The following is a 17,961-nucleotide window of genomic DNA, read 5'->3' as shown; positions in this document are numbered from 1 at the left end:
CCCCGGCCACCGGGAGCTGCCAGTGCGAGGCGGCCAGCCGGGCGAGCAGAGCGGCAGTCTCCGGGGCGAGCGCGGGAAGGCGGGAGAGATCAGGTGTCATGACCGCCTCCCCCGCAGGCGCGCGCGGCCATCTGCTCGCTGAACTCGTCGAGCGCGGCATCCTCGGCACGCGTCTCCGCCTTGCGTCTCTCGTCCAGGAGATGGCTCTCGATATGCTCGCTCTTGTTGAGCTTCAGCGCGCTGCGCACGCGCTCGCGCCGGACGATGCGGGCACGCTCGCGCGCCTCGGCGAGCCGCGTCCGGCACGCCTCGCGCCGGTCGGCCAGCTCCTGCGCCTTCTGCTTGGTCTTCTCCAGCGTCTCCTCCACGGCGAGCAGGTCGTTCACCGACACGCGCTTGTTGAGCAGCGCCGTCAGGAGGTCGATCTCCAGCGTCCGGGTTTCCTCCAGATAGTCGTCTATGGCCTTCTGGGCGGCCTCGCAGGCCTGGTCCGCCTGAGCGACGGCCGCCTTCTCAGCCGATTCCGCCTTCACCATGCGGTCGAGCCGGCGCTGGCGGAGCGCCACGATCTGCGAGAAGTCACGCATGGCCCACCGCCCCCTTCAGCGCCGCGACGGTGTCGTCGAAGGCGGAGAACTCGTCGAGCCCCTGGCGCAGGAACGCATCGATGGCGGGCTTGCGGGCGACGGCTTCGTCGCCCACCGGATCGGAGCCGGACGCATATTCTCCGATCTTCACCAGGAGCTCGATCTCGTCGTATTTCGCCAGAAGCGCGCGCAGCTTGCCGATGGCCGCCAGATGGTCCGGCGCGACGATACGGTTGAGCACGCGGCTCGCGCTCGCGGTGACATCGATGGCGGGATAGTGGCCGGCGCCGGCGAGCTTGCGCGACAGCACGACATGGCCGTCGAGCAGGGAGCGGGCCTCGTCGGCCACCGGCTCGTTCATGTCGTCGCCCTCCACCAGCACCGTGTAGAGCGCGGTGATGGAGCCCTCCCCGCTGCGGCCCGCGCGCTCGACGAGGCCCGGAAGCAGCTCGAAGACCGAGGGCGGAAAGCCGCGCCGGGTCGGCGGTTCGCCGGCGGACAGGCCGATCTGGCGCTGGGCGCGGGCGAAGCGCGTCAGGCTATCCATGATGAGCAGGACGCGCTCGCCGCGGTCGCGATGATATTCCGCGATTGCCGTCGCGGTATAGGCCGCCTTCACCTGCTCGATGGCCGGACGGTCGGAGGTCGCGACCACGATGGTCGACTTGGCGAGCCCCTCCGGGCCGAGCTGGTCGTCGACGAATTCGCGCACCTCGCGGCCGCGCTCGCCGATCAGCGCGACGATGCAACGGTCATAGGCGGCGAACCGCACCATGAGCGAGACGAGCGTCGACTTGCCCCCGCCGGCGGCGGCGAAGATCCCGAGGCGCTGGCCCTCGCCACAGGTGAGCGCGCCGTCGAGCGCCTTCACGCCCAGGCTGAAGGGCCGGTCGATGGGCGGGCGCAGCATGGGGTTGGGCGGCGCCTGGTTGCCGGGATAGGCGCGCGTCCCGGCAAGCATGGGCCCGCCGTCGATCGGCTGGCCCATGGCGTCGAGCACCCGGCCCGTCAGCGCCTCGCCGACCGGCACCTCGAAGGCGCCCATCAGCGACTGGATCGTGGAGTTGTGGGAGATGCCGAGCGTGCGGCCATAGGGCGTCAGGATCGCCTCGCCCTGGTCGAAGCCCACCACCTCCGCAAGGATCGGCCCGTCATTGGTGCGCGAGATCGAGCAGATCTCGCCGATGCTGAAATGCCCCGCCGCGCGCACCAGCGGGCCGGTCGTCTTGCTCACCCGCCCGCGGCGCCTGAACGGGCGGACCGGCTCGAAGGCGAGCTCCGCCATGCAGGTCCCGACCGCGTCGGCGGCCGACGACGGGGCCCGCTTCGGCTTAAACCTGCGCTTGTGTGCTGGCGTCGTCGCTGCGGTCATCGTTCTCACCTCCAGCGCCGGCCGGAATGGCCTTCAGCGCGGCAATCATCTCCTCGACCACCACCGGCAGGCTGACGTCGATGACGTCGAGCCCGGCATAGACAAGGCAGTCGTCCCCGGCCATTTGCGGGTTGGGCTCCGGCCGGATCGCCACGAGGTCCCGGTTGCGGCGCTTCAGGGCGGCGAGCGCCGCGGAGAGAGCCCGCATGCTCGCCGGATGCGCCATGATGACGATCTCCTCCTCGCCATGGAGCTCGTGCAGAACGTCGTCGAGCACGGCCGACAGCCAGTCCTCCGCCGGCATGCGGCCGAGAACCCCGTGAAGAGCTTGGCGCAGCAGGGTATCGAGCTCGCCTTCGAGCCGCGTGCGGGCCTCGCCGACGCGCGCGATGGCCTCGGAGAACCGGGCGAGCCCCTCTGCATGGCCCGTCTCGCGGGCCTTGCGCCTGATGGCCCGCGCCTCCTCGCGCGCCCGGCGCAGGCATCGGGCGGCCTCCCGGCGGGCGGTCTTCTCGATGCTCTCCGCGTCCTTCAGGCGGGCGAGACGATCCGCCTTCAGGATGCCGTCGGCGGGAAAGACGTCCGGTCGGGATGCGGCGGCGGTGCTAAGCCTGAGCATTGCCGTGCTCCCGCGCGAGCGCCACATAGCGAAGGAAGCAGACCTCGTCCGGATCGCCCGGCGCGAAGGACAGAGGCTCGAGGAGCTCCTCCGGCACCAGCCGCAGTTTCAGCCGTTCGCGATAGGCCGGCGGCAGGACACCGATCAGATGTGCCTTCACCTTCTGGGCATAGAGATCCAGTAGCTCGCCCGATGCCGCGCTCAGGACGCGGAACTCGCCGAAGGCCGGCAAGCGCGCCTCGCGAAGCCCCAGAACCAGCGCGCGGCTGCCGCACCAGTCCACGATCTCGGTGAGCGCCGCGCCGCTCGTCGTGGCCAGAATGGCCTTGTGGTTGATGAGCACCGTCATGACACGGCACAGCGCGGAGAGCGCTTCGGGGGCCGCCATGGCAAGCTCGGCGAACAGTTGCGCACGGGCGGGCGGCAGCGCCGCGGGTGCCGGTGGCAAGGCGGACAGGACACGCCGGCCGGCCTCGGCCGCCAGGAGACGGCTCGACGCGATCCGCGCCGCGATTCCGGCATCGCGCAGCCCCAGCGCGCGGGCCATGTTGGCAGGCGCGACGTGCTGGAGCGGGGCCTCGTCGAAAGCGCACAGGGGATGCATCACGCCTCCGCCGCCTTCCGGGCCTTGCGGGTCTTCAGATAGGTGTCCGCGCCGAAATATCCGCCCGCTCCCAGCCCCAGGCACACGACCGCGAGGGCGACGATCAGAAGGATCGCCTGCGTCTGGCTGTTGCGGTGCATGATCACCCCGGCGAGCGCGACGAGGTCCAGCTCGGGCCTGACGGGCGGATCCACCGGGGAGACGACCACGCCGACCCGGTCGTAATCGATCTTCTCCACGCTGAAGGCCACGAGCTGCTTGATCTGCGGGACGAGCTCCGCGGTCATCGCATCGCGGCTGACGAGCGCCAGCACGGAGGCGCTGGGCAGCGGCACCTCGTCGAACGGCGTCTCCTTGCGCGGATTGGCGATATGCACCTGCGCGGAGATCACGCCGGGAATGGAGGAGACCATGTTGGACAGCTCCTGCGACAGGGCGAAGTTGAACCGGGCCCACTCGGTCACGGGGCTGGCCACCAGCCCGTCGCCGGTGAACACCTCCCCCATCGTCTCGTAATCGGGGCGCGGCAGCCCGAACCGCTTCAGGAGATCGACCGCCTCGCCGAACTGCGCCTCGTCAACCATGAGCGTGACGAGGTTGTCCTTGTCGGTCTGCTTGGCGGCGTCGATGTTGTATTCGAGAAGCTTGCCGAGCATCTCGTTGGCCTCCCTCTCCTGGAGCCCGGAATGCAGGGGCACCTTGCAGGCGGCGAGGAGGACGAAGGCCATGCAGGCCACGGCGAGCCGGACGAGCCGGCGCGTGGAGCCGCACCGCCGGCCGCCGTCCCGCGGTGTGATACGGTGGAGTGAGTGGGTCATTACTGGCTCGAGAGGAGTTGCTGCACGCTGCTGATGGTCTTGCCCACCGCCTTGATCGAAAGTTCGAGGCGGATCTTGTCGGCGTTGCTGTCCACCTTGTTGCGGATGTAGTCCCGGTTGTCGCTGTAGAGCTCGATGATCTTGTTCTTGGTCACCTGCAGGAGTCTGGCCTGCTCGGGCGTCTGGTATTGGGGATCGTTGGCCCAGCGGCGGAACTGCTCGCGCACCGGCTCCGGCAGGCTCATCAGCGGGCTCGACAGGTCGACCGCGCTGTCGATGTCGCCGATGATGCTCTGCTCCTGCTGGCGCAGCGTATCGACCAGACGGTCCTGGAGGCCGTCGATCCCCGTCGCCTGGCGTTCCGCCTGCGGGGCGATCAGCGTAAACGACATGCTCATTGGATGGATCTCCCCTCTTCGGCGCCGGCCCCCACACTGTCCTCGTCCTTGATGCCGAGGGCTTCGGCGCATTCGCTGACGACGACCTGAACCGCTTCCAGCGCGGCCTCCGACTGGAGGAGGTCTTCATCGAGATAGGTCCCGCCCAGCCTGTGGGCGCGCTCCAGCTGGCCGTCCTGCTGGAGCAGGAAGAGATGGAAGGCGAGCGCCTCGTCGCGATTGATCTCCGCATCGAAAGAGCCGCTGGTCTCCAGGAGCTCGATGCCGGCGGTCAAATCTCCGGTGGCGAAACGGTACATGGCCTCGATCACGAACCCGCCGGCATTTTCGGGACGCACCTCCTGCACGAGTTTCCACAGGGACTGCGCGCCCTCGCCAAGGCCAATCCGTGTCGCGAGCGAGGCGATATTGCCCAGGATGAACATGTCATCGCTGGAGAAGTCGACTTGGGGCATGCTCATTCGACAAATACCTTCTTCTTCTGCCCGTTGACCTCGACCAGCAGGTAGCCGCGCGCGATGGTCACGAGCGTTGCGTCCAGGCCGAGCGGATCGCCGGGCCGCACAATGTCGCCGTCATCGACGACCACATAGGGGTTGTCGCCGTGCCAGATGCCGGTGACGCGCTCCGCCAGCGCCGCGAGATCGACGGGCGAAGGCGCCTCGAACCGCACGCCGACGAGCCCCGGAACATCCGATGTGAGGGCTGCCGCGATCTTGTCGCGCAGTGCCGGATCGCCCTCCGCCGACAGGGTCACGACCCCGTCCTTCTGGCCGAGCACGCGCGATCCGGCACCGAGGTTCTTCAGGATCAGGCCGGCCGCCTCCTCGATCTCGCGGTCGACGAGAATGTCGGCGGAGACCGGCAGGCCGAGCGCAACGAGCCCGGCCTTCACCTTGAGGCGCTCGGCCGCATCGGCCACCCGGAGCGTGGCGTGCCACTGGCCACCCCGCTCCACGAGGCCGGCCACGGTCGCGCCGAGCCCGGCGAGCCTGGTGCGGACGGCAGAGGGGTCCACCGCGGCCCGGGCCGCCCGGTCGGCTTCCTCCGCGCTCCGTTCGGCCTGCTCAGCGCTCCGGTCGGCCTCGTCCTGCGTCTCGGCATGGGCGAGCGCGGACGGTTCGCCGCCGGGAAACAGAACGCCCGCGAGACCGGCGAGCGCGACCAGACAGGCAAGCGCGAGGGCCAGCCTCGTACGGGGACCCTCCGGCAGCCGATGCCGGCGGGACGGCTGTGCCACCTCCTCCGGCCCGACGCCCTCGATCTCGATGGAGATGTCGGCGACGATCAGCCGGTCGCCGAGATGCCAGGGGGTCCATTCCCCCGGCGTCAGGGTGGTGGCCTGCCCGGTGGAGAACTTCAGGAGCACGGCGAACGCGTCGGGTTTCGGCATGATCGACACGGTGTCCTCGCCCACCTTCAGGACGAGGTGTTCCGGCGCGAGCACCGGGTGGATGAGCGCGATCTCGCAGCCGAAATCCGACCCGAGGCGATGCTCGCCCGGATCGAGGCTGAAAAACCGGTCCTCGACCCCCGATCTGGACAGTTTTGCGACAATCATGTCAGTCGCTCCAACAGGCTCGTCCGTCCGTGTGCGCCGGTCCGCAAGGCTTGCGGCGCGGCGGTCGGTCTCTCCACCTCTCCAAAGAGGCAATGGCGTCCTTGCCGCGTCAGCCGGATTGCTCGCCGTCCGCCGTCTCCGGCACCATGTCGGCGACATCCTCCGGCAGTTCCTGCGACGGGTTGGAGGCCTCCTCGAGCTCGCGGCGGATATTGAGTTCCTTGATCTGTTCGAGCAGCGCCAGCGCGTCGTCGACGACCTCGACCGCGCGCTCGTAGTGGGCCGGATCCTCGTTCCCCAGGCTGATCTGCGAACTGTCGCGCAGGAGGATCTGCCGGCGCGACTGCAGATAGCGGATCACCGCATCCACACCGCCGGAGGCGCCCTCCAGTACGATCTCGTCGAAACTCACACCGGTCTGCGAAAAGCAGCTGAAACCGTCATCCATCTGAACCATGCGCCGCTCCCTGCGTGTTCAGCTCCAAAAGTCGATGCGATAACGCACCCCCGGCCGGGTTATGGGGAAATCGGCTTTTCGAATGATCGCGCCAGCCCTGTGCCGCGCGCGCCTTCCGACGACCATAGCGATAATCGATTTCGGTATTTGACCCCGGGGCCCAAGGCTTTCCGCGACGGCTGCACAGCCAGACGCAAGGAGGAGACGGGAGATGACCCACGACACGAGATCGGCACACGCCACCGGCACCGGGCCGGCAGAGCACCGGGCCGTCCAGGCGGACCAGCCGCCGGTCCGCCCAGGCGCGATGCGCCCCGGAAGCGGGAACCAGGTCACGGTAATCGACGAGACGCCGGCATCGTCGTCGTCCCGGCGTCACGAGACCCGCGCGGTGACGACATTCACGCCGCACGGCCCCCGGGCATGCCGGGACGGTCTCAGGCACGCACGGTCACGACATTTCCGGTTTACACGCCGCCGCTGGCCCGCAGCGTGCCCGCCAATGCATCGTCCGCGGTGCCCGGCCGCCCCTCATCCGGAGCGCCCGACGTCGTCATCGAGATGGAGGAGCGTTCGCCGCGGGCCACGACGCCGCCGCCGGAGACCCCGAACACGGAAACCAGTTTCCTGTCGTTGCCGACCGCACACACGGCGGCCTCCCCCACCCGGTCCGTCGCCTCCGAGTGTGCGATCCCGATCGACGATCCCGACCCGCCGGAAAAGCCCGGCTACTTCCACTTTCGGATGCGCCACGAGCAATCGGAGAAGACGGAGGATGTGCGCCGTAAGGCGCTGCACGACGCGCTCTCGCGATACAAGGAAGGCCCGACCGGCCGGCAGATGGGCGATCTGGTGAACAAGATCGTCGAGGCCCTGCCCGATGGCAACAGCGCGGCGACGGAGCTGAAGGAGGCCTATGACGATCTCCAGGAGCACCTCGGCACGCTCGACACGGCCTTCAAGGACTTCCTCTCCCTGCGCATCAAGCAGAAACGCAGCTACGTTCCCGCATTGTGCGACGCGAGAACGCTGTTCCTCGGCAACTCCCTGATGGCTCTGGCCTTGCGCGCCGCCCTGCAATCGGCCCTGGTCGCGGTCTCCGGGAGCATGGTGCAATACGCGACCTTCAAGATCCTGGAGAAAATCGTCGCCGGGAGCATGGAGGCCATCCCGCAGGACATCATCGACCAGGCGAGCCGCGCGGGCGAGAGCGCAGCCGCGGCGGCCGGACTGTCTCCGGATCAAATCCGGGCGATGCTTGCCGCCTCTCCCAGAGAGGAACTCTCCAAGCTGGCCGAGTTGAGCGAGGCCCAGATGGAGGTGCTTGCCGGACGGATCGCCGACACCGCGACCGAAGGCGTCCACAAGTCCATCTCCGATCTCACGCCGGAACAGCTCGACCTGGCCCGCATCCAGTTCACCAAACCGGCGAGCTCCATCCTGGATGTGGACACCTCGTCGAACGGCCTGATCTACGGCACCGAGGCCGCCTACACATTCGGCACGAGCAGCCTCGGGACGACCGTCTACAATCTGTGGGAGAAGGCCTATCAGGACGAGGCGTTCAAGGAGAGCCTGAATTTCGGCAGCAAGGCGCCGACAGCCAGCGAACGCATCATGGCGGAGGCCAAGAAATCCGGACTTCGCCACATCGTGACCGGTTCGGCGGGCTTCCTGATCGGCGCCGTGGCCAATGGCACCGGCAAGGCCGCCATCGGAACGCCGATCGGGGATGTGTTCAAGGACACCGGCGCGATGGCCCTGTCCCAGACCATGACCTCCGCCTCCGCCGTCTCCGTCGACATGGTACTGGCCGGCGCCCTACCCAAAGAGCAGTACAACGACTACTGCCGCGAGGCCGCCAAGGTGGCGCTGCGCACAATGTGCGCAGTGGCCTCGCAATATGCGAAGACGGAGATCTATGCGCGGTTCAATGATCGCTCAGCACTGGGGATCGGCGACCATGTCCGCTCCCTCATGACCGGCGGCCTCGGCGGGCTCAGCAAGGAGGCATTCAAGGCCGTGGCAAACCTGCTGGCCAGCAAGCAGGCGCCGGCCGATCTCTATTACACTGAGAAGGCGGTCGATACGGTGAACGCCTTCACCACGCTGATGCGAACGCTGAACGACAAGTCGCTCACCGACGCGCTGTCCGACAACCCGCTCGAGCAGGACCGGGCGGCACTCTTCTCCAACCTGAAGACGATCGTCCACCCCTTGCGCGAGGCGGAGACCCTGAAGCCCGACAGCTATGGAATCAAGCAGGACTGGGCCCGGTTCGACGATTTCCTCCAGGAGGAGATGCGCCGGCGGGACGGGCCCGGTCCGCACAATGTGTGACCGGCAAAGGCGGGCAGGTTTTCTCCTGCCCGCCCTCTCCGGCGGCGGCGCCGGTGCGAAAGGCCATTGCATCGCGCGCCCGTTTGGCCTATCGCGGAACGAGGCCCCGCCCGGGCTTCCGTTCCTGGTCCACGCCGGTTCCCGCTTTTGCCCATGCGCCGTGCCCGCCGCCTCGTCATCGCCGCCCTTCTCGGGCTCGTTCTCGCCCTGCCGGCCGCCCTGTCGGCCCCGGCGCGCGCGGGAACGCCGGGGGATTTCGACTATTACGCCCTCGTCCTGTCCTGGTCGCCGACCTATTGCGCGACGCCGGAGGGAAACCGCGACCGGCATCAATGCGGCGGCCAGCGCGCCTATGCCTTCGTGGTCCACGGCCTGTGGCCGCAATATGAGCGCGGCTGGCCGGACAATTGCGCCGCCGAGCGCTGGGTGCCCGAGCATGTCATCGACGCCATCATGGGCATCATGCCGTCCAAGCGCCTGGTCATCCACGAATGGCGCAAGCACGGCACCTGCTCCGGCCTCGACCCGGCGGGCTATTTCGCGCTGACCCGCAAGCTGTTCGACACGATCCGCATCCCCGCGCGCTATCTCTCGCCGCAGGAGACGGTGTCGACCACGCCGGACGGGCTCATGCGCGATTTCCTCAAGACCAATCCGAAGCTTGAGCCGGACATGATCGCCGTCCATTGCGGCAATCGCCGCGACCGGGCCCGGCTGAGCGACATCCGCATCTGCTTCACGCCGGACGGAACGCTCACCTCCTGCGGGCCCAACGAGCGGCGGGCCTGCCGGGCGCGCGAGCTCGTCCTGCCGCCCGTACGCTGACAGGGAGGGCATCGATGGCCACGCAACCGAAGCCCCGGATCGTCGTGTTCCAGCACATGCCGCACGAGACGCCGGGGCTGTTTCTCGACGTCATGGCCGCGCACGGCATCTCCGCCCATCCCGTCCACCTCCATGCCGGCGAGGCGATCCCCCGCTCGACGGCTTCGACGCCATGATGGCCATGGGCGGCGCGCAGCAGGTCTGGCAGGAGGACGACTATCCCTGGCTCGCGGAGGAGAAGGCGGCCATCCGCGACTGGGTTCTGACGCGCGGCAAGCCCTATTACGGCGTCTGCCTCGGCCATCAGCTTCTCGCCTCCGCGCTCGGCGGCGAGGTCGGCCCGGCCGGCACGAAGGAGATCGGCATACTGGATGTGGCGCTCAACGGCGAAGGTCGCGCCCATCCTTTCCTGAGCGCCCTGCCCGATGCGCTCTCATGGCTGCAATGGCATACCGCGGAAGTCCACAAGGCCCCGCCCGGGGCCCGCGTGCTCGCAAGCTCGCGCGACTGTCCGATCCAGGCTATCGCGCTCGGCACCCATGCGCTCGGCACCCAGTTCCACGCCGAGGCGAGCCTTGCCAGCCTGGAGAGCTGGGCGGAGCGGCCGGACTATCTGGCCGCGCTGGAGGCGGAATGCGGCCCCGAAGGCTATGGCCGCCTCCTCGCCGACGCCCGCACGAGGATGCCCGCCATCGCGGCCCACGCCCGGCGCCTGTTCGAGAATTTCCTCGCAACGGCCGGCCTCGCCCGGTCCGCTCCCCGTCCGGCGGCCGGAAAACGCTCTACAGCTTGAGCACCAGCTTGCCGAAATTGCCGCCCGTATAGAGCAGGTTCAGCACGTCCGGGAAGGCGTCGAGCCCGCCCTCGCGCACATCCTGGCGGAATTTGAGCCGGCCTTCGCTGTGCCATGCGGCGAGCGCGGTCAACGCCTCCGCGTTGCGCTCGGCGAAGTCGAACACGATGAAGCCGCGCACATTGAGACGGTTGACGAGGATGGAGCGCAGATTGGTCAGGCGCGGCGGCGGCTCGGTCGCGTTGTAATGGGCGATGAGGCCGCACACCGCCACGCGCCCGAAGGTATTCATGTGGCCGAGGACGGCGTTCATGATGTCGCCGCCGACATTCTCGAAATAGACGTCGATCCGGTCCGGGCACAGCCGCTTGAGCTCTTCCGACACGTCCTGCGCCTTGTAGTCGATGGCGCCGTCGAAGCCGAGCTCGTCGACGATATAGCGGCATTTCTCGCCGCCGCCGGCAATGCCGATGGCGCGCGCCCCCTTGATCTTGGCGATCTGGCCGACGAGCGAGCCGACCGCGCCGGAGGCCGCGGAAACGACGACCGTGTCGCCCTCCTTCACCGCGCCGACCTCCAGCAGGCCGAAATAGGCGGTGAGCCCCGGCATGCCGAGCCCGCCGATCCAGGCCTCCAGCGGCGCGAGCGAGGTGTCGGCCCGCACCGCCCGCTCACCGTCCGACACGGCATAGCGCTGGACGCCGAACAGCCCGGCGACCGCGTCGCCCTCCCGGTAATCGGGATGGTTGGACTTCACCACATGGCCGGCGGAGAAACCGCGCATCACCGCCCCGATCTCCACCGGCGGCACATAGGAGCGGCCCGGCGCGATCCAGCCGCGCATGGCCGGATCGAGCGACACATAGTCCGCACGCATCAGGAACTCGCCCTCGCCGGGCTCCGGCACGGGCTCGTCCACAATGTCGAAATTCTCCCGCGAGGCCATGGTCGCGGGGCGGCTCTTCAGTCTGACGACACGGTTCTCGGTCATCGCGGTCTTGCCTCCATGAGAAGGGAGAGGGGCTGTCCGGTCCCGGGATGCACGGGCTCGGCCAGCGCCGTCAAGACATAGCCGGCCTCGCCTAGCGCCGATATCCACGAGCCGAGCGTGCGGAAATACCACGGCATGGGCGTCCAGTCCCCCGTGCCGAAACCGCGAAAATCCTCCCGCCGCCAGCCATCCTCGTAGGGCGGGCCGGCCGCGATGGGATGCAGCGTCTGCACGAGCAATGCGCCGTGGGGCGACAGGACGCCGCGAAGCGCCGACAGCAGCGCGACGATGTCGTCGTCGAGCAGCGCGAAATTCGCCACGACCGTGTCGAACGGCCCGCCGCAGCGGGAGGGATCGGCGATCAGGGCATCATAGTCCGCCACGACGAACCGGCCACCGCCCGCATCCCTGGCGGCCTCGACCAGCGGGGCGGAGCCGTCCACGCCGACAGCCTCCACGCCGCGCTCGGAGAGCGCGCGCACGAGCCAGCCCTCGCCGCATCCCAGATCGAGAACCCGCCGCGCGGACTGCGCGAGAACGGCGTCCAGAATGGCCCCGTCGGTCGCGATCCGGCGGCTTTCGATGGCACCGCCGCGGACGGCTTGCGTCCAGCCCGGCGCATTGTCGCGCCAGCTTCCGGCAAGCTCGTCACGGGGATCAGACATGCGCTCCGGCCCGGTCATGCGGGCAGATTACGCCATTTGCCGGCCCGGTGGAACGCACGCATTCTCCGGGGCCCCGTGCGCCAGAACGTTTTCCTGTCTGATTGAATCGCCACCGGCCCGCTCCCCCACCCGGCCACCCAGGAGATGATGATTCCGTGGGTGGCCGGGTGGGGGAGCGGGCCGGGGCAGCCTGATCGGAAAACGCTCTAGCGGATCAGACCGAGGCTTTCCAGCTTGAGGATCACCTGATGCGCCGCCTCGTCCGGCGACACCTTCACCGTGTCGATCTTGAGCTCCGGCGCCTCCGGCTCCTCATAGGGGTCGTCGATGCCGGTGAACTGCTTGATGATGCCGGCGCGCGCCTTGGCATAGAGGCCCTTGCGGTCGCGCTCCTCGCAGATCTCCAGCGGGGTCGCCACATGGATCTCGCAGAAGGCACCGTACTGCTCGATCATGGAGCGCACCTCGCGGCGCGTCGCGGCATAGGGCGCGATCGGGGCGCACAGGGCGACGCCGCCATTCTTGGTGATCTCGCCCGCCACGAAGCCGATGCGGCGGATGTTGAGATCGCGGTGCTCCTTGGAGAAGGTGAGCTCCGACGACAGGTTCTTGCGCACGATATCGCCGTCGAGCAGCGTCACCGGGCGGTCGCCCATCTCCATCAGCTTGACCATGAGCGCATTGGCGATGGTCGACTTGCCGGAGCCGGACAGGCCGGTGAAGAACACGGTGAAGCCCTGCTGGTGGCGCGGCGGATGGGTGCGGCGCAGCTCCTTGATGACCTCCGGCGGGGAGAACCATTCCGGAATGTCGAGCCCGACCTGCAGGCGCCGGCGCAGCTCCGTGCCGGAGATGTTGAGGACGGTCTCGTCCTCGCCCACCTCGTCCATGGGCACGTACTGGGCATGGTCCTGGCTGTAGACCATCATCTTGAACGGCACCATCTTGATGCCGACCTCGTCCTCGTGCTCGCGCACCAGTTCCTGGGCATCGTAGGGGCCGTAGAAGGGCTCGCCCTTGGCGTTGTTGCCGGGGCCGGCATGGTCGCGGCCCACGATGAAGTGGGTGCAGCCATAGTTCTTGCGGATCATCGCGTGCCACAACGCCTCGCGCGGGCCGCCCATGCGCATGGCGAGATGGAGCAGGCTCATCGTGGTGGTCTGCTCGGGATAGTTGTTCAGGATGGCCTCGTAGCAGCGCACCCGCGTGAAGTGGTCCACATCGCCCGGCTTGGTCATGCCGACCACGGGATGGATCAGCAGGTTGGCCTGCACCTCCTGGGCGGCGCGCATGGTGAGCTCCATATGGGCGCGGTGCAGGGGGTTGCGGGTCTGGAAGGCGACCACGCGGTGCCAGCCCCATTTGTCGAACAGGGCGCGCAGCTCGTTCGGCGTGTGGCGATGGTGGCGGAAATCGTAGTGGACCGGGGCCTCGATGCCCTTCAGCCGCCCGCCGAGATAGACGGGGCCGGCGGTGTATTTGAGATAGTGGACGGCGGGGTGCCTGTCGTCGTCGGCGCCGAAGACCATGGCGGCCTCCGCCGACTTGTCCGGCGTCCAGATGTCGGAGACCTCCATGAGCGCGATCAGCACGCCCTCCTGGTCGCGCAGCGCGATGGTCTCGCCCGTCTCCACCTCTCCGGCGAAGGCCTCCGTGACGTCGAGCGTGACCGGCATCGGCCACAGCGCGCCCGAGGCGAGCCGCATCGACGCGCACACGCCGTCATAGTCGGCCTCGGTGAGGAACCCTTCGAGCGGCGCGAACGAGCCGTCGAGCAGCATTTCCACGTCGCAGACCTGGCGTGGCGTGAGGTCCCAGGACTTGTAGTCCTTCGCCGCAGCCTTCGCCGCCGCCGCCTCGTCGGAGGGGAGGTAGAGTTCCTTGACCTTGTCCATGAATGTCCTTTCCCGGCCGCCTCGGGCTCCCCCTACCCGCCGCGCACCGCCCCGGTTTGCGGAAATCAACTTGCGACTGGCCACAAGCGGATTACACGTGAAGATGGCGCGAGCCCCGCCGCGCCGCGTTGGATAAAACAAATGCCGTCGAGGGGGTCAAGCCTCGCGCGAATCCGGTCGTGTGTACGCCAACCCCTCGTTGCCGAAAGATATGTCGTCATTCGTCACCGCCGGCTCGTCAACCCGAAAGCCCCCTCGAGCAAAAGCCCGGGCACATTACCCTGCAAGAATGGGCAAGATCATGACCAACTCCCGAACCGTGCACTATGGAAGGCAGGACAGCGTCGACACGGAAGATTTCAGGCGCGTTCTGGTCGAATCCGGACTGGGCGGGATTCGCCCGGTCGACGACGAAGCCCGGCTTGCGGCCATGATCTCCGCCGCGGATATCATCGTGACGGCACGGCTCGAACGGCCCGACGGACCGCTTGTCGGCATTGCGCGCGGCCTGACCGATTTCACCTGGAGCTGCTACCTCTCCGAGCTCGCCGTGTCGGCCTGCGCCCAGGGGCTCGGCATCGGACGGGGCCTCATGGACGAAACCCGCCGCGAGCTCGGCCCGGCTGTCAGTCTCATTCTTGCCTCTGTTCCGGACGCCGTCAGCTTCTATGAGCGGATCGGCATGGCGACCCTGCCCGACTGCTTCTGGTTTCGCCGGGAGTACTAGAGTGCCCTAGGAGTCCGGGCCCCGCCTCGCGCCAATCGTATCGCGCGCCAGCATGGCGGCGGCGAAGGAGAAGAACACCGCCGCAAGCCCGTAGGGCAGCCCGTCGGGGCCGAAATGCTGCATGCTCCAGCCGGCGGCCGGCGGGCCGACTATGCCGCCGAAGCCCCACATGGCCGCGAAGGCCGACGCGCCGGCAACGAGGGCCGCCCCCTTGAAGCGGTCGCCCAGAATGGACATGGCGAGCGTATAGAGGCCGAACCCCGCCGCCCCGATCACCGCGAGCAGCGGCCACATGAACGGATGGCCCATGGCGGTGGGCAGCAGGAGGCACGCGGTGCCCGTCACGAAGGCACAGGCGAGCATGACCGCACGGCGCGGCAGCCGGTCGCCGATCCAGCCGATCGGATACTGGAGCGCGACATTGCCGCCGATCATCACGGTGAGCGCCAGCACGGCGGTCTCCGTGTCGAGGCCCTTGCGCAAGCCGTAGAGCGGCAGGAGGCCGAGGGTCGCCGTGTCGAGCAGCGCGAACACGCCGACGGCGGCGAGCAGGATCGGCGCGCGCGGCAGGAAGGACAGGAAGGAGACCGGCTCGTGGCCGGCCGCGGCCCGGTCGTCCATGCCGATGAAGGAGAGCGGCACGAGCGCGGTGAGCATGATCGCACAGCTCGCCAGAAAGGGCGCCCAGCCCTCCGACCCGATGACGGTGAGCAGCGCCGGGCCGAGCGCGAAGCCGCCGGACAGGATGCTCGCATAGATCGCCGTGATGCGCCCGCGCGACGGCCCTTCCGCCGACCGGATCACCCAGGATTCCGACAGCGCGAACAGCATGCCCGCCGCCATGCCGAGCATGAAGCGCAGGGAGAACCAGATCCACAGATCGGGCACCAGCTTGAAGCTCAGGAAGAGAAGCGCGACGACAACGACGCTGACCCGCGCCACCCACTGCGACCCGTAGCGGGCGACCAGCATGGGGATGAGCGGCCCGGCGACCACCACGCCGAGCGGGCCGAAACCGGCATTGAGCCCGATCAGCCACGCCTCCACCCCCTGCCGTTCCAGAACGAGGGTGAGCAGCGGGAAGCTCACGCCGAGCCCCACGGCGAACACCGTGACACAGGCCGTGGCGCCGATCAGATTGTACCAGCGCTGGCGGTCCCAGACCTGTGCGATGCCGGTCATGCCGTTGCCTCCATGAAATCGCGCGCTCCCCTATTCCGCCGCCTCGCTCGCGGCATCCGCGCCGAGATCGAGAAAGCCGCCGGACTGGTGGTTCCAGAGCTGGCTGTAGAGCCCGCCCTTCTCCAGGAGCGCCTCGTGGCTGCCATCCTCCACGATGCGGCCGCGGTCGAGCACGATCAGCCGGTCCATACGCGCGATGGTGGAGAGACGATGCGCGATGGCGATCACCGTCTTGCCCTCCATCAGCTCGTAGAGCTGGTTCTGGATCGCCACCTCGATCTCGGAATCGAGCGCGGAGGTCGCCTCGTCGAGCACCAGGATCGGCGCGTCCTTCAGGAGCACGCGCGCGATCGCGATGCGCTGGCGCTGCCCGCCGGAGAGCTTCACCCCGCGCTCGCCCACATGGGCGTCGTAGCCCCGCCGGCCGCGCAGGTCCTCCAGATCCAGGATGAACTCGTGCGCCTGGGCCTTGCGGGCGGCCTCCACGATCTCGCGCTCGCCCGCGTCGACATGGCCGTAGCTGATATTGTCGCGAACCGAGCGGTGGAGCAGCGAGGTGTCCTGCGAGACGACGCCGATGGCCGCGCGCAGGCTCTCCTGGGTGACCGCGGAGATATCCTGGCCGTCGATCAGGATGCGCCCGCCCTCCAGGTCGTGGAACCGGAGCAGCAGGTTGACCAGCGTCGACTTGCCGGCCCCCGACCGCCCGATGAGCCCGACCCGTTCGCCCGGCCGGATGGCGAGGCTCAGATCGTCGATCACGCCGCCCTCCTTGCCGTAATGGAAGCGGATATGGTCGAAGCCGATCGCGCCGGCGGCGACCTTCAGCGCCGGAGCCCGGGGACGGTCGGTGATCTCATAGGGCCGCGAGATGGTCTCCATGCCCTCCTCCACCGTGCCGAGATTCTCGAACACCGTGGTGACCACCCACATGATCCAGCCGGACATGTTGTTGATGCGGATGACGAGCCCGGTCGCCAGCGCGATGGCGCCGACCGTGATGGCGCTCGCCTGCCACAGCCAGACGGCCAGCGCGCAGGTGCCGACGATCAGGAGGCCGTTGACGACGGTCAGCAGCACGCTCATGGCGGTGACGTTGCGCAGGAGCACCTTGAACTTCGCCGTATGGTCGTCGACCGACTCGCGCGCATAGGTGTCCTCCCGGTCGGCGTGGGAGAAGAGCTTCACCGTCATGATGTTGGTGTAGCTGTCCACGATCCGGCCCGTGAGCGCGGAGCGCGCCTCCGACATGACCGCCGCCTGCCGCTTGATGCGCGGCACGAAGGTCCACAATATGCCGACATAGAGCACGATCCAGACGCTGAGCGGGATCATCAGCCGCGGATCGGCCTCCGCGAACAGAAACATCGCGCTCGCCGCATAGACCGACACGAACCAGATCGCATCGACGAGGCTCACCACGCATTCGCGCAATGAGGGCCCCGTCTGGATGATCTTGTTAGCGATCCGCCCGGCGAAGTCGTTCTGGAAGAAGCTCATGGACTGGCGCAGCACATAGCGATGCGTCTGCCAGCGCACGAGATTGGTGAGATTCGGCTCGATCGCCTGATGGACGAGCAGGAGATGCGCCGCCGTCGCGACGGGCCGCGCCACACCGATCACGAGCGCCATGACCAGCAGCTCGCCGCCATAGTCGGCGATGAGATCCTCGGGCGTCGTCTGGCGCAGTATGTCGACGATCCGGCCGACATAGTTGAACATCTGCACCTCGATCAGCGCGACCGCGAGGCCGACCGCCATGACGGCGGCGAGCACGGGCCACACCTGGCGCGCGAAGTACCAGAAGAACGGGCCGAGCCTGTCGGGCGGCGCAGGCTGTTCGGGGGTGCGTAAGGGATCGATAAGCTGTTCGAACCAGCGGAACATGGGAAACTCCGGGAGACAGGGGGCGTAAGACGGGGGTCGTGATTGCGCCGGTGCTCCTGGAGCGGATTGATCCGCCGATCATGAGGAGGCCGGCGTCACCGGTTTCCGGTGGCGCTATCTGGCATCGTGGTCTCGCTTTTCGATCTGACTGACGCCGGCGCATGGCCGGCATCGGATGGATGCATCCGCGGCGCGGCTCGCACTGCGCACGAATGTTCGGAGCCCTTACCACGCGATTGC

General features: G+C 68.1%; 19 protein-coding genes. 5 read left to right on the top strand and 14 right to left on the bottom strand.

Features of this window, described 5'->3' with window-relative positions:
- Positions 1 to 89: 89 nt before the first annotated feature.
- From HW532_RS17465 to HW532_RS17425, 9 genes are all read right to left on the bottom strand, one after another.
- Entirely contained in the window at positions 90 to 587 is a 498-nt protein-coding gene (locus HW532_RS17465) for a hypothetical protein (protein WP_213161688.1), read from the bottom strand.
- On the bottom strand, positions 580 to 1,959 hold the full coding sequence (locus HW532_RS17460; RefSeq protein WP_281397139.1) for a FliI/YscN family ATPase: 1,380 nt from the start codon (positions 1,957 to 1,959) through the stop codon (positions 580 to 582). The genes HW532_RS17465 and HW532_RS17460 overlap by 8 nt, the downstream gene beginning before the upstream one ends.
- Positions 1,919 to 2,578, bottom strand: coding sequence for an HrpE/YscL family type III secretion apparatus protein (locus HW532_RS17455; RefSeq protein ID WP_213161687.1), 660 nt, complete (start codon positions 2,576 to 2,578; stop codon positions 1,919 to 1,921). Before HW532_RS17455 ends, HW532_RS17460 begins: the two co-directional genes overlap by 41 nt.
- The gene (locus tag HW532_RS17450) at positions 2,565 to 3,185 is read right to left on the bottom strand and encodes a hypothetical protein (protein ID WP_213161686.1); all 621 of its coding nucleotides are present in this window, start codon (positions 3,183 to 3,185) and stop codon (positions 2,565 to 2,567) included. Before HW532_RS17450 ends, HW532_RS17455 begins: the two co-directional genes overlap by 14 nt.
- Entirely contained in the window at positions 3,182 to 4,000 is an 819-nt protein-coding gene (sctJ, locus tag HW532_RS17445) for a type III secretion system inner membrane ring lipoprotein SctJ (protein WP_213161685.1), read from the bottom strand. Before sctJ ends, HW532_RS17450 begins: the two co-directional genes overlap by 4 nt.
- Positions 4,000 to 4,398: a hypothetical protein gene (locus tag HW532_RS17440; protein ID WP_213161684.1), complete on the bottom strand. Its 399-nt coding sequence runs from the start codon at positions 4,396 to 4,398 to the stop codon at positions 4,000 to 4,002. Before HW532_RS17440 ends, sctJ begins: the two co-directional genes overlap by 1 nt.
- Complete coding sequence (locus tag HW532_RS17435; protein WP_213161683.1) at positions 4,395 to 4,859, bottom strand: hypothetical protein; 465 nt, start codon at positions 4,857 to 4,859, stop codon at positions 4,395 to 4,397. The genes HW532_RS17440 and HW532_RS17435 overlap by 4 nt, the downstream gene beginning before the upstream one ends.
- Entirely contained in the window at positions 4,856 to 5,959 is a 1,104-nt protein-coding gene (locus HW532_RS17430) for a hypothetical protein (protein ID WP_213161682.1), read from the bottom strand. Before HW532_RS17430 ends, HW532_RS17435 begins: the two co-directional genes overlap by 4 nt.
- A gap of 109 nt (positions 5,960 to 6,068) precedes the next feature.
- Positions 6,069 to 6,416: a hypothetical protein gene (locus HW532_RS17425; RefSeq protein WP_213161681.1), complete on the bottom strand. Its 348-nt coding sequence runs from the start codon at positions 6,414 to 6,416 to the stop codon at positions 6,069 to 6,071.
- A 423-nt stretch (positions 6,417 to 6,839) separates the two neighbouring features.
- On the opposite strand from HW532_RS17425, the gene HW532_RS17420 reads away from it, so the two are divergent.
- The 4 genes from HW532_RS17420 to HW532_RS17405 all read left to right on the top strand — a co-directional run bounded on the left by HW532_RS17420 (position 6,840) and on the right by HW532_RS17405 (position 10,374).
- On the top strand, positions 6,840 to 8,756 hold the full coding sequence (locus HW532_RS17420) for a hypothetical protein (protein WP_213161680.1): 1,917 nt from the start codon (positions 6,840 to 6,842) through the stop codon (positions 8,754 to 8,756).
- Between the two features lie 153 nt (positions 8,757 to 8,909).
- Positions 8,910 to 9,581 carry a ribonuclease T2 family protein gene (locus HW532_RS17415; protein ID WP_213161679.1) on the top strand — a complete coding sequence of 224 codons (672 nt, stop codon included), beginning with the start codon at positions 8,910 to 8,912 and terminating at the stop codon, positions 9,579 to 9,581.
- Between the two features lie 14 nt (positions 9,582 to 9,595).
- A complete protein-coding gene (locus HW532_RS17410) occupies positions 9,596 to 9,757 on the top strand; it encodes a hypothetical protein (RefSeq protein ID WP_213161678.1) in 162 nt (53 codons plus the stop codon).
- Entirely contained in the window at positions 9,754 to 10,374 is a 621-nt protein-coding gene (locus tag HW532_RS17405; RefSeq protein WP_213161677.1) for a type 1 glutamine amidotransferase, read from the top strand. Before HW532_RS17410 ends, HW532_RS17405 begins: the two co-directional genes overlap by 4 nt.
- Here the strand turns inward: HW532_RS17405 and HW532_RS17400 are convergent.
- The 3 genes from HW532_RS17400 to HW532_RS17390 form a co-directional block, all read right to left on the bottom strand.
- Complete coding sequence (locus tag HW532_RS17400) at positions 10,364 to 11,365, bottom strand: NADP-dependent oxidoreductase (RefSeq protein ID WP_213161676.1); 1,002 nt, start codon at positions 11,363 to 11,365, stop codon at positions 10,364 to 10,366. The genes HW532_RS17405 and HW532_RS17400 overlap by 11 nt on opposite strands.
- Positions 11,362 to 12,030, bottom strand: coding sequence for a class I SAM-dependent methyltransferase (locus HW532_RS17395; protein ID WP_213161675.1), 669 nt, complete (start codon positions 12,028 to 12,030; stop codon positions 11,362 to 11,364). Before HW532_RS17395 ends, HW532_RS17400 begins: the two co-directional genes overlap by 4 nt.
- A 206-nt stretch (positions 12,031 to 12,236) precedes the next feature.
- On the bottom strand, positions 12,237 to 13,925 hold the full coding sequence (locus tag HW532_RS17390) for a bifunctional sulfate adenylyltransferase/adenylylsulfate kinase (protein ID WP_213161674.1): 1,689 nt from the start codon (positions 13,923 to 13,925) through the stop codon (positions 12,237 to 12,239).
- 301 nt (positions 13,926 to 14,226) lie between these two features.
- On the opposite strand from HW532_RS17390, the gene HW532_RS17385 reads away from it, so the two are divergent.
- The gene (locus HW532_RS17385) at positions 14,227 to 14,652 is read left to right on the top strand and encodes a GNAT family N-acetyltransferase (RefSeq protein WP_213161673.1); all 426 of its coding nucleotides are present in this window, start codon (positions 14,227 to 14,229) and stop codon (positions 14,650 to 14,652) included.
- Between the two features lie 6 nt (positions 14,653 to 14,658).
- Here the strand turns inward: HW532_RS17385 and HW532_RS17380 are convergent, their stop codons facing one another.
- Positions 14,659 to 15,834 (bottom strand): MFS transporter, encoded by a 1,176-nt coding sequence (locus HW532_RS17380; RefSeq protein WP_213161672.1) that lies wholly within the window; start codon positions 15,832 to 15,834, stop codon positions 14,659 to 14,661.
- A 30-nt stretch (positions 15,835 to 15,864) separates the two neighbouring features.
- Positions 15,865 to 17,721, bottom strand: a complete 1,857-nt coding sequence (locus HW532_RS17375) for an ABC transporter ATP-binding protein (protein WP_213161671.1) — start codon at positions 17,719 to 17,721, stop codon at positions 15,865 to 15,867.
- Between the last annotated feature and the right edge of the window lie 240 nt (positions 17,722 to 17,961).

Source organism: Kaustia mangrovi (assembly GCF_015482775.1).
GTDB classification, from domain to species: domain Bacteria; phylum Pseudomonadota; class Alphaproteobacteria; order Rhizobiales; family Im1; genus Kaustia; species Kaustia mangrovi.
This window is presented reverse-complemented; position numbering and strand designations above follow the sequence as displayed.